The following is a 12147-nucleotide window of genomic DNA, read 5'->3' as shown; positions in this document are numbered from 1 at the left end:
CAAACGAAGCCCGAACGAGACAATTGAGGGGAAGCAATGGCCGAGAAGACCAGCGCGGGGAAACAGTTCGACGTGTGGGCCCCGTTTGCAGAATCTGTCACTTTGCTTGCGGAGGGTCAGCACCACGAAATGCGGTCGAACGACGACGGCGCCGAGGGCTGGTGGACGGCAGACGTACCACGGCGGGCCGGAACTGACTACGGCTATCTGGTGAACGGGGAGGGGCCCTTTCCCGATCCGAGGTCGCAGCGCCAGCCGGACGGGGTCCATGCCCTTTCCCGCACCTTCGACGCCACGTCCTATGCCTGGAACGACTCGGATTGGGCCGGACGCGGGCTCGGCGGCGCTGTCATCTACGAGCTTCACCTCGGTACCTTCACTCCGGAAGGCACGCTGGACACGGCCGCGGAAAAACTCGACTACCTCGTTGAACTGGGAATCGACTTCGTGGAGCTCCTGCCGGTCAATGCCTTCAATGGCCCCCACAACTGGGGTTACGACGGCGTGCTGTGGTTCGCCGTCCACGAGGCTTACGGTGGACCGGAGGCCTATCAGCGATTCGTGGATGCCGCGCATGCTGCCGGACTCGGCGTGATCCAGGACGTGGTCTATAACCATTTGGGACCGAGCGGAAACTACCTGCCGAAGTTCGGCCCCTACCTGAAGTCCGGCGAAGGAAACACGTGGGGCGACTCAGTGAATCTGGACGGCCCGGGCTCCGACGAAGTCCGTCGATACATCCTGGACAATGCCGCTATGTGGTTGAGCGACTTCCACGTGGACGGGCTGCGCCTCGACGCCGTACACGCCCTCCGCGATGAGCGGGCCGTCCATATCCTGGAAGACCTAGCCAGCCTCGCGGATGGCATCGAAGCGGAAACAGGCGTCCCCAAGACCTTGATTGCGGAATCGGACCTGAACAATCCGCGCCTGATCTACCGCCGGGATACCAACGGCTATGGCCTGGAAGGGCAGTGGAGCGACGACTTCCACCACGCCGTGCATGTGAACCTCACCGGGGAGACAGCCGGCTACTATGCGGATTTCGATTCCTTGGCAGCACTCGCGAAGGTGCTTGAACACGGTTTCTTCCACGACGGGAGCTACTCGAGCTTTCGCGGCAGGCATCATGGCCGCCCCATCCGCCCGGGGCTCGTTCATCCTGCCGCGTTGGTGGTCTGCAACCAAAACCACGATCAAATCGGCAACCGCGCGGCCGGTGATCGCCTGAGTTCGAGCCTGTCCTACGGCAGGCTCGCGTTGGCCGCCGTGCTGACTATGACGTCGCCGTTCACTCCGATGCTCTTCATGGGCGAAGAATTCGGTGCGTCCACGCCTTGGCAGTTTTTCACCTCGCATCCTGAGGAATGGCTGGCTGAGGCGACGGCAAAGGGCCGGCTCAAGGAATTCGAACGGATGGGCTGGGACCCTGCGTTGGTGCCCAACCCCCAGGATCCGGAGACGTTTGAACGTTCCAAGCTCAAGTGGGAGGAAGCACACGACGGCGATCACGCCCGATTGCTGGACCTTTACGGGGCGCTGGCGAACCTCAGGCGCTCGACTCCGGAGCTTGCGGGCGGCGGATTCACTGACACACACGTCGACTTCAGCGAAGAGGACAAATGGCTGGTTCTTAGCCGGGGCGCCGTAAGGGTTGCCTGCAACTTTGGGGACCGGACCCTGACGAAGGCGATGGATGGCGAAGTCCTGCTCGCCACGGACTCCACGGCCGCCGTCGGGAACGGAAAGCTGACCCTCCCGGGCGAGAGCGCCGCCGTCGTGCGCCTTAAGTAAGGCGGGGCCGCCCCGAACGGTGAGCTCCGGCTCCCCGGCACCTCACCATAGACTCCATGGGGGATGGCCCGGTAAATGTGTTTGAGGTAGGCTCCGCAACATGCTGCTGCGCGGTCGAAAACAAAACTGGGGATTTCGTCGAATTCCGCGATCTTGCGAACGTTTCTTCCGAAATTTGGTTCAAGCGCTCGACAGGCTGATTACTGCGGAGCGCCTGCAGAACTATCCCGTGATTTTCATCGTCCTGGGTGCGCTCATGACTGTCGTTTCGTCCGCGCAGCGCGTAATCGATCCCGGAGCGCAAGGGGCATTTCTCCCTGACTATCTCGCACACTGGACGGGAGGCGGACTCCTTCTATCTGGTGAGCGTGAAGGGCTGTACGACCCCGCAATCCAGTTGGGGCATCAGGTTACAGCCTTGGGTCCGACCGCCTACTTGGCATGGTTTGTTTCTCCTCCACTCGTCGCGGCGCTGTACGCACCCCTTTCAGTTTTGAACTACAACGTGAGCGCGGCATGCTGGGTAGTCTTGAGCGCTTCGATGTTGATCTGGTGTGTTCATAGCCTGGGCTTCCTCGCCCCGAACCTCATGCGACGACGGCGCAAATATGTGTTCCTGGCAATATTCGCTTCCGCACCGGTTCTTGAATTAGTGGGTGGCGGGCAGGATTCTGCGTTCGTACTCGCCGTTTGGCTCGTCGGGCTGCGCCTCATGGCAACGCGCCGTCAAGGCCTCGCGGGGGCGGCTATTGGTCTTGGTTTCTTGAAACCCCAGCAGGTAGTTCTAGTCCCATTCGTCCTGCTTTTCACTCGAAGATACAGGGCACTCGCAGCCTTCGTGGCGGTTGTGGCGGGACTGTCCGGGGTATCGGTACTACTTGTTGGAATCGACGGAGTCCAACATTGGGTGGCCGCAATCACTAGTTCGCTCTACACCGAACAGGTCCAGCAAGGCCAAGCCTGGAAGATGGTGAGCCTTCCGGCCTTCATCATCGCCATTCTGCCGCCGGGATGGAGTGCTTGGCTCGCCACATACGTGGGGTGGGCGTTCATCGCCATCGGTTTTGTTTTTCTCCTCCAAAGAATCCGTGCAGCCAGTCCTACCACTGTGGACACCCAAGCCGTCTGGGTGGCCACGCTGGCAACCACCGTCGTTTTCTCGCCCCATCTAATGATCTACGACGCGATCCTGCTCGTCCCTGTCGCTCTCTTTCTCTTGGAACGGCGCCCATCTGCTTTTATCCGTGTGATGTTGGTGGCAGCATTCGTGCTGATGTGGCTGGCTCCGGCGCTGCACGTGCTGTCCTTATCGGTGCCTTGGCCCTTTGCGGCTGTAAGTGCCCCTTGGGCGTCGCTACCCCTAACCGCCCTCTGGGTCGAATCGCTAAAGGAGGTACTGACCCGGCGCAGCACGTCCCCACAATCAGCGATGGTGAATTTGGACCCTGGCAAGTGACCGCGCCCACATGACGGACATCGCACTTCGAGCCTCCAAGGCGGTGGCAGGATGGTAGGTATGACTTATTCGGCTGCGGAAAACCGCTATGAAACCATGCCCTACCGCCGTGTCGGACGCAGCGGCCTCAAACTTCCTGCGATCTCGCTGGGACTGTGGCACAACTTCGGCGACGACAAGCGTTTCGAAGAGCAGCGCGCCATCCTGCGCCGGGCCTTCGATCTGGGTGTCAACCACTTCGACCTTGCCAACAACTACGGTCCGCCGGACGGATCCGCTGAAACGAACTTCGGCCGCCACCTGAAGGACGACTTCAGGCCGTACCGCGACGAACTCGTCATTTCGACGAAGGCGGGTTACTACATGTGGCCCGGCCCCTACGGAGAATGGGGCTCCCGCAAGTACCTGCTCTCCAGCCTTGACCAGTCGCTTCAGCGCATGGGCTTGGACTACGTGGACATCTTCTACAGCCACCGTCCCGATCCCGAAACCCCGCTGGAAGAAACCATGGGCGCCCTGGACTACGCAGTCCGTTCCGGCAAGGCCCTCTACGCCGGCATCTCCTCCTACACCCCGGAGCAGACTCTCGAGGCAGCCCGGATTCTCAAGGAGCTGGGGACGCCGCTGCTCATCCACCAGCCCAGCTATTCCATGCTCAACCGCTGGACCGAGAACGGTTCGCCCAACCTGTACGAAACGCTGGACCAGGTTGGCGCAGGATCCATCGCCTTCTCCCCGCTGGCACAGGGGATGCTCACCAACCGGTACCTGAACGGAATTCCCGCGGATTCACGCGCAGCCAAGGAACGGTTCCTGTCCGAATCAGCGCTGACCGAGGAAAAGCTGGGCCGAGTGCGTGGTTTGAACGCCATTGCCGAAGGACGCGGCCAGACCCTCGCCCAGATGGCCATCGCCTGGATCCTGCGCGATCAGCCGAAGGGTTCGCCCGTGACCTCGGCGCTTGTCGGGGCGTCCAGCGTGGCCCAGCTCGAGGACACCGTGTCTGCGATCAACAACCTCGACTTCACGTCGGAGGAACTGACAGCAATTGACGAGTTCGCCGTCGAATCCGACATCAATCTGTGGGCGCAGAAGTAGATTCGGAAACTTAACACACTTGCGGGGCCGGCTGGGAACAAAGCCGGCCCCGTTTGGGTTGGTTACAATGCTAAGAGCGCCGAATGGTGCTGTGCCTTTAAGACGCCGTCGTACATTCAGGTACTGACGCGCTAGGCACCTGAGGTTAGTTCTCAAAGGAGTTCCGTGTCTTCACATCCGATTCGTGTCGCCATTGTCGGCGTAGGTAACTGCGCCGCTTCGCTGGTCCAAGGTGTCCACTACTATCGCGATGCCGACCCCCAGGCCACGATTCCGGGTCTGATGCATGTCGAGTTCGGCAAGTACCACGTCAACGACGTCCAGTTCGTCGCTGCCTTCGACGTCGACAGCAAGAAGGTCGGCCTCGACCTCGCTGACGCTATCGGCGCCAGCGAGAACAACACCATCAAGATCGCCGACGTGCCTTCCACTGGCGTGACCGTGCAGCGCGGCCACACCCTGGACGGCCTGGGCAAGTACTACCGCGAGACCATCGTCGAGGCCCCGGAAGAGGCAGTGGACATCGTCGCCGCACTGCGCGAAGCCAAGGCCGACGTCATGGTGTGCTACCTGCCGGTCGGTTCCGAGGACGCCGCGCACTTCTACGCGCAGTGCGCCATCGACGCCGGTGTTGCCTTCGTCAACGCCCTGCCGGTCTTCATTGCGGGTACCAAGGAATGGGCCGACAAGTTCACCGCCGCTGGCGTGCCGATTGTCGGCGATGACATCAAGAGCCAGATCGGCGCCACCATCACGCACCGCGTCATGGCCAAGCTCTTCGAAGACCGCGGCGTCACGCTGGACCGCACGTACCAGCTCAACGTCGGCGGCAACATGGACTTCAAGAACATGCTGGAGCGCGACCGCCTGGAATCCAAGAAGATCTCCAAGACCCAGGCCGTGACCTCCAACGTCGAGGCCGTCCTGCACGCCGACGACGTCCACATCGGCCCGTCGGACTACGTCGCCTGGCTCGATGACCGCAAGTGGGCGTTCGTCCGCCTCGAAGGCCGCAACTTCGGCGATGCCCCGGTGTCGCTCGAGTACAAGCTTGAGGTCTGGGACTCCCCGAACTCCGCCGGCGTGATCATCGACGCCATCCGCGCCGCCAAGATCGGCCTGGACCGTGGCATCGGCGGCCCGCTGCTCTCTGCTTCCAGCTACTTCATGAAGTCCCCGCCGGAGCAGTTCAACGACGACCTCGCCCGCGAAAAGGTCGAGGCCTTCATCCGCGGCGACGTCGAGCGCTAACCCCCGCTCACATATATCGGCTTTTTGGCGGACGCCCGCCCACATATGTCGGGTTTTTGGCGGACGCTCGCTCACTTGTGCCGGGTTTTGGGCGGACGCTCGCTCACTTGTGCCGGGTTTTGGGCGGACGCCCGCTCACTTGTGAGTGAGCGGGCGTCTGTCGTTTAACGCCGGCTCACTACACGGCGCTGGCAAAGCCGGATGCGACGGCGGGATCAACCCATGCCGATCGCAGGGCCTTTTTGATCTTCTTGGTAGCCAGCTCGAAACCATCCGACAAATCGTCCCTGCGGAACACGAGGACGGTCCATCCGGCCGCTTCGAAGGCCTTGTTCCGGCGTCGATCACTTAGTGTCTGCGCCTCCGCGAGGTGATGGCCGCCGTCGTACTGAATGGCGACCCGCCTTTGACGGAACCCCAAATCGGCCGACGGCGAGAACGGATCGTCACCTCGCAACTTGAGTTGAAGTTCGGGTTCGGGAATTCCAGCGTCCAGCATGGCCAAGCGAAGCAGAGACTCTGGCGCTGAATCCGCGCCTACGCGCATCAGTTCGAGCGCCTGCCGGGCACGCACGACGCCCTGCAAATTTGGATGCCGCCCCACCAAGGCGTGCAGTTCTTCAAGGGTCGCGAACGGCGTGTCTCGTCCTTCCAGCGCCTGCCGCGGTACGCGAATCAGCTCGTCGCCCATACAGACGAGGTCGTTCAAAGGCAGCAGCCGGGCCATGTCCAGCCAAGTGCGTGGGCGCGTGCTTATGCGTATTCCATCAACGGATTCGACCTCGTCCTCGGCTGCGATCACCCTATGCCCGATCACGCCTTTCCGACGCGCTCCAGGCACCGATCGCGGCTTGCTGAGGTGCAGTTCCGTCGAATCGGCAAGCCACGGCGGAAGGCAGGAACAGCGAAGGCGCGCTGCCGTCACATGGGAGATCCAGGCCCCTGGGGTAGCGGCCGACAGCGCACGGGCTGCGGACTCAAGATCGAAGTCCCAGTCGATCGGACGGTAGAGGCTGCGGCTGACGCGTTCGACGTCGGCGCGAAGCAGGCGGCTGCGCGGGACACCTTGGGCTTGGGCCTGGGTGAGCGTGAACGGACCTGAAAGCAGTTCAGCGGGAAGGGCAAACTCGTTTCGCATACCCGCATTGTGCCGCAAACCGACCGGTGCCCGCAGAAGTTATCCACAGGTCCGGGATTCGGCTGTGCGACTTGTCGTCCTCGTGGGTCTATATGTGAGCGAGGGCTTCCCGAAAGTGCCACATATGTGAGCGAGCGTTCCGCGAAAGTGCCTTATAAGTGAGCGAGCGTTCCGTAAAGACGGCACATAGGTGAGCTAGCGTCAGAAGAGGCCAACAGGATGGCCGTGCTCATCGACGTCCATCCGCATCGCGGCGGGCTCCTTCGGCAAACCGGGCATGGTCATGACTGCGCCTGTCAGTGCGACAATGAAGCCCGCTCCGGTCTTGGGAATCAGCTCGCGCACGTGCACCGTGAACCCCTTGGGGGCGCCCAACTGGGAGGCGTCGTCGGTGAATGAATACTGCGTCTTTGCCATGCAAACGGGCAGTCCGCCCCAGCCATTTTTCCGGATGTCCGCCAGGCGCCGGAGCGCAGGGACCGAGAACTCAACGCCGTCGGCGCCGTAGATTTCCTGCACGATCGTGCGGATCTTGTCCTCCACAGACAGGCTAAGAGGGTACAAGTGCCGGAAGTCCGACGGCGCTGCTGCCGCCACCACAGCGGCGACCTTCGCCGCGAGCTCGTCACCGCCGTCGCCCCCTCCACCGCGACCCCAAACGTCCGCCACCGCCGCCTGGACTCCTTCCTGGGCGCACCAAGCCAGCAGCCATTCGAGCTCTTCTGTTGTGTCCGACGCAAATTTGTTGATTGCGACAACCGGTGTGACGCCAAACTTCTCGACATTGTGCACGTGCCGTTTCAAGTTCTCGACGCCGGCGGCGAGCGCCTCGACGTTCGGCTCCTTGAGAAGCTCCTTCGGGATGCCGCCCTGCATCTTCAGCGCCCGGATAGTTGCGACCACGACGACGGCGGACGGCGCCACGTCCGCTATGCGCGACTTGATGTCCATGTACTTTTCGGCACCAAGGTCGGCGCCGAATCCCGCTTCCGTGACCACAATGTCGGCGAGCTGTTGGGCCGTTCGTGTGGCGATGAGCGAGTTGCAGCCGTGCGCGATGTTGGCGAACGGGCCGCCGTGCACCAGGGCCGGCGTTCCTGCGATGGTCTGCACGAGATTCGGTTTGATGGCGTCCTTCAACAGCATGGTCAGGGCACCCTGGACGCCGAGATCGGCCACGGTGACCGGCTGACGGTCATAGCTGTATCCGAAAGTGATGCGTCCTAGGCGCTCGCGGAGGTCATCCAAGTCCGTCGCGAGGCAGAAGACGGCCATGATTTCGGAGGCCACGGTGATGTCGAAGCCGTCCTGTCGCGGCACGCCTTGAGCGGGCCCGCCCAGGCCGATGATGACCTCGCGCAGCGAGCGGTCGTTCATATCGAGGACCCGTTTGAACGTCATGCGCCGCGGATCAATGTTGAGCTCGTTGCCTTGGAATATGTGGTTGTCCACGAGGGCCATCAGGGCATTATTGGCCGAGGTGATCGCGTGGAAGTCGCCGGTGAAATGCAGGTTGATCTCGTCCATGGGAAGAACCTGGGAGTGGCCGCCACCGGTCGCGCCTCCCTTCATGCCCAGGATCGGTCCAAGGGACGGTTCGCGTAGCGCGATCATCACGCGGTGCCCGGCCCGCGCCAAGGAATCGGCGAGGCCTACCGTGGTTGTGGACTTCCCCTCACCCGCCGGGGTCGGGGACATAGCTGAGACGAGGACTATCTTGCCCGCGCGTTTGGCATCCGGGAGACGGAGCTTGGCGGGATCGATTTTCGCCTTGAACCGGCCGTACAGTTCCAATGCATCGACGTTGATCCCGGCACGCTCCGCGATCTCCTCAATGGGACGTATCGCTGCATTCTGGGCAATTTCGAGGTCGCTCAAGATCTTGTTTTCAGACATCCTCGTCCTCAACTCTGTGCGGAACACTGTCCGCGACAATCTATCAGTCGAGCCCCGATAGGTGAGCGGGCGTCGTCAGTCGAGCCCCGATAGGTGAGCGGGCGTCGTCGGGATTGCCCCGATAGGTGAGCGGGCGTCGTCGGGATTGCCCCGATAGGTGAGCGGGCGTCGTCGGGATTGCCCCGATAGGTGAGCGGGCGTCGTCGGGATTGCCCCGATAGGTGAGCGGGCGTCGTCGGGATTGCCCTCATAGGTGAGCGGGCGTCGTCGGGATTGCCCCGATAGGTGAGCGGGCGTCGTCGGGATTGCCCCGATAGGTGAGCGGGCGTCGTCGGGATTGCCCTCATAGGTGAGCGGGCGTCGTTGGGATTGGCCCCATAGGTGAGCGAGCGTCGCCGGGAGGGGGCTTGTTTGTGAGCGAGGGTCTAGCTTGGGCGGACGAGGACAGCGCCGATGGCTGCGTGGTAGCTCTCGAGCGCGATGGCGGCCGTCCTGTGCCAGCCGAAGGCCTCCGCGTGGACTGCCGCGGCGCGTCCCATGTCTTCGCGGGTCCGGGGATCGTCGTACAGGGCTTCGATGACGTCGGCCCAGCGGGAAGGATCGTGGCCGTCGACCAAAATACCCGTCCGCCCGTCGGCAACGGCACGGGACAGGCCGCCCACGTTGGTAGCGACCACCGGAGTGCCGCAGGCCTGCGCCTCCAGGGCAACAAGCCCGAACGATTCGCTGTAGGAAGGCATCACCACCACATCGGCTGAACGGAACCAGCCCGCCAGCTTCGGCGCCTTGACCGGCGCGCGGTGAGTTACGACGTCGTCGAGCCCAGCGGCAGTGATGAAGGACTGCAGATTGAAGTCCTTGGCGCCGCTCAAGGCGCCCAGGATGGTCAATTCGAGGTCGATGTCGGGCCGTCTCTTGCGGAGGATGCCTGCAGCCTCGATGAATACTTGCGGGCCCTTGAGCCGCTGGATGCGTCCGGCGAAGAGGAGGTGGAAACTGCCCGGCCGGACTCCAAGCTCGGCACGGGACCGGGCCCGGAACGCGGGAGTGAACACGGTGAGGTCAACGCCCGGGGGAGCGATGTCGATGTGGTCGAAATCGGCGTCGTAGTGCGATACAAGCTCCTGGGCTTCGGCAGGAGTGTTGGCCACGAGGCGCGTGGCTCCATCGACGATCTTTTGTTCGCCGTCTTCACGCAGGCGGGGTTCGGGCCGCTCGCCGGATTCGAGCACCAGGTTCTTGACCTTCGCCATCGTGTGCATCGTGTGGATCAGCGGCACGTTCCACAATGCGGAGAGTTCGAGGCCGGCCACACCCGACACCCAGTAGTGCGAATGGATGGCGTCGTAACGGCCGTGCGGTTGCCGCTGCCGGATCCTCTCGACTTCGGCAACCATGGCGTGGAGGAGATCGGGCAGCTCCTCCTTGGGCAGTTTCCGGGGCGGCCCTGCCAGGACGTTGTGCACGCAGACGCCGGGACCGGGATGTTCGACGGCGGGCTGCCCGGCGGACGTCGAACGCGTGAAGATCTCGACCTCCACGCCAAGATCAGCCAACGCCATGGCCAGCGCCCGGACGTAGACATTCATGCCGCCCGCATCGCCCGAACCCGGCTGCTCCATGGGCGAGGTATGGAGTGACAGGAAGGCCACGCGACGGATCAACGACACCGCTACCTCCTGTATCCAACGCAATTCAACAAGTTCCGCAAAGCGATAAATCCTTGGCGTCCCAGCGAAAACACTACTCCTGAGCTCCCCGGCATTGCAGCCGGTCCCCCAGGGCCAGCATCACGTGGCGGACTGATACCGTTACGGACGTGAGCCACTCAATCAGCGAAACAGGAACGGCGGCGGCCGTGACATACGAGATCCGGCCCGCCCGGGCAAGCGACTGGCCCGGGATCTGGGCCGTCCTGGAACCTGTGATCCGGGCAGGGGAGACCTTCACCTGGGACCGCGACACAACAGAAGAAACTGCCCGGAGCAAATGGTTGAAGGAAGCGCCCGGCCTGACCTTTGTGGCAGTGCGCGACGGCGACGTGCTGGGTACCGGTGAACTGCACCCCAACCAGGGCGGCGGCGGAAGCCACGTGGCCAACGCCGGCTACATGGTCCATGCCGATCACGGCGGGCAAGGAATCGCCCGGGCACTTTGTGCCTATTCCTTGGTTGCCGCCCGGGACGCCGGGTTCAAGGCGATGCAGTTCAACGCCGTCGTCGAAAGCAACGTCCGCGCAGTCGGACTATGGCAGTCCATGGGCTTCCGCATCCTTGCGACCATCCCCGAAGCCTTCCATCATCCGACCCTGGGCTATGTGGGGCTGCACGTCATGTACCAGGAGCTCTAAGAGCTTTGCACAATCGTGGCCGCGGCGTAGTCTGCCGTGCATGGACGCAACGCCCAGGACTGGATTCGATCCCCTCGCCGCTATCCGGGGGAAAGCGCGTAATGACGGGGCCGATTCAGCCTGCGATCTCCTGCTCACAGGCACCGTGTTCCAAGACATTATCTTTACCGGACTGGACCGCAGCCCTGAACCGGGGACCGAAGTGTGGAGCCAAGGCATGGGGACCTGCCCGGGCGGCGTGGCCAACCAAGCCATTGCGGCTGCCCGGCTCGGGTTGCGGACCAGCCTCGCCGCGGCCTTCGGGGATGACGGATACGGGGACTTCAACTGGCGGATCCTGGAAAGCCAGGAGCACGTGGACCTTTCCTTGTCCAGGCGGTTCGAAGGCTGGCATTCTCCGGTGACCGTCTCCTTGTGTGTCGACCACGATCGTTCCATGGTCACCCACGGACATCCCTCGCCCATGAGCGCCTCGGAACTGATTGGCGACCCGCCCAAAGCGCTCGCCGCCATCGCGGATCTTGGCGAGGAGCCAGAGCCCTGGATGCTGGCGGCGAGGAAAGCCGGCGTCAAACTCTTCGGCGACGCCGGGTGGGATCCGACGGGAGCGTGGTCGTCGAAACGGCTGGACCAGCTCAGCAATTTCCACGCCTTCATGCCGAACCAACGGGAAGCGATGGCCTTCACCGGCAAGGACAACCCATGGTCCGCGCTCTACACCCTCGCCGACCGCGTTCCGGTGGCTGTTGTGACCCTGGGAGCGCAGGGAGCCATGGCCGTGGATTCCGAAACCGGCGAGGAGGAGTGGGTGCCGTCCCTTCCCGTGACGGCGTACGACCCCACAGGAGCGGGCGACTGCTTCGGTGCGGCGTTTGTTGTGGGCTGCCTGGCCGGGTGGCCTTTGGGGGACCGGCTCCGTTTTGCCAATCTTTGCGCCTCGCTGGCGGTGCAGGAGGTGGGCGGCTCGCTTGCTGCGCCTGGTTGGGGTGACATCGCCGACTGGTGGCAGCGAGCGAACGCCCGGAGGGAGCGGCAGTCCAGCCAGTGGCTCAAACGGTTCGCTTTCCTTGAGGACATTGTGGCGGATGTCCCGCCCGGGGCCCAACGTCGTGCGACAGCCACGATCGCCCACAACTCGGACGCGTGAGCGGCGTTCACCCCGGT

Annotated in this window: 9 protein-coding genes; 6 read left to right on the top strand and 3 right to left on the bottom strand. The window is 63.1% G+C overall.

Annotation, left to right across the window (positions count from 1 at the left end):
* Nucleotides 1–36: 36 nt before the first annotated feature.
* The 4 genes from treZ (at nt 37) to ABEA18_RS07180 (ending at nt 5599) form a co-directional block, all read left to right on the top strand.
* Entirely contained in the window at nt 37–1794 is a 1758-nt protein-coding gene (treZ, locus tag ABEA18_RS07195) for a malto-oligosyltrehalose trehalohydrolase (RefSeq protein WP_345448603.1), read from the top strand.
* A gap of 100 nt (nt 1795–1894) precedes the next feature.
* Nucleotides 1895–3250 carry a glycosyltransferase family 87 protein gene (locus tag ABEA18_RS07190; protein ID WP_345448602.1) on the top strand — a complete coding sequence of 452 codons (1356 nt, stop codon included), beginning with the start codon at nt 1895–1897 and terminating at the stop codon, nt 3248–3250.
* 60 nt (nt 3251–3310) lie between these two features.
* Entirely contained in the window at nt 3311–4348 is a 1038-nt protein-coding gene (gene mgrA, locus ABEA18_RS07185) for an L-glyceraldehyde 3-phosphate reductase (protein WP_345448601.1), read from the top strand.
* A 165-nt stretch (nt 4349–4513) separates the two neighbouring features.
* Entirely contained in the window at nt 4514–5599 is a 1086-nt protein-coding gene (locus tag ABEA18_RS07180) for an inositol-3-phosphate synthase (RefSeq protein ID WP_078108128.1), read from the top strand.
* A 178-nt stretch (nt 5600–5777) separates the two neighbouring features.
* Here ABEA18_RS07180 and ABEA18_RS07175 read toward each other — a convergent pair whose 3' ends face one another.
* The 3 genes from ABEA18_RS07175 to mshA all read right to left on the bottom strand — a co-directional run bounded on the left by ABEA18_RS07175 (nt 5778) and on the right by mshA (nt 10303).
* Nucleotides 5778–6737: a DUF559 domain-containing protein gene (locus ABEA18_RS07175; protein WP_345448600.1), complete on the bottom strand. Its 960-nt coding sequence runs from the start codon at nt 6735–6737 to the stop codon at nt 5778–5780.
* Between the two features lie 201 nt (nt 6738–6938).
* Nucleotides 6939–8633, bottom strand: coding sequence for a formate--tetrahydrofolate ligase (locus tag ABEA18_RS07170; RefSeq protein WP_345448599.1), 1695 nt, complete (start codon nt 8631–8633; stop codon nt 6939–6941).
* A gap of 425 nt (nt 8634–9058) precedes the next feature.
* Nucleotides 9059–10303, bottom strand: coding sequence for a D-inositol-3-phosphate glycosyltransferase (mshA, locus tag ABEA18_RS07165; RefSeq protein WP_345448598.1), 1245 nt, complete (start codon nt 10301–10303; stop codon nt 9059–9061).
* A gap of 149 nt (nt 10304–10452) precedes the next feature.
* On the opposite strand from mshA, the gene ABEA18_RS07160 reads away from it, so the two are divergent.
* Both ABEA18_RS07160 and ABEA18_RS07155 read left to right on the top strand, forming a co-directional pair.
* Complete coding sequence (locus ABEA18_RS07160; protein WP_425550494.1) at nt 10453–10983, top strand: GNAT family N-acetyltransferase; 531 nt, start codon at nt 10453–10455, stop codon at nt 10981–10983.
* A 40-nt stretch (nt 10984–11023) separates the two neighbouring features.
* The gene (locus tag ABEA18_RS07155; RefSeq protein WP_345448597.1) at nt 11024–12130 is read left to right on the top strand and encodes a carbohydrate kinase family protein; all 1107 of its coding nucleotides are present in this window, start codon (nt 11024–11026) and stop codon (nt 12128–12130) included.
* Nucleotides 12131–12147: the final 17 nt, after the last annotated feature.

This window comes from Arthrobacter gyeryongensis, from assembly GCF_039543785.1.
Taxonomy (GTDB): Bacteria; Actinomycetota; Actinomycetes; order Actinomycetales; family Micrococcaceae; genus Arthrobacter; species Arthrobacter gyeryongensis.
Note: the sequence above shows the minus strand (reverse complement) of the source record. Positions and strands in the feature narration are given on the sequence as shown.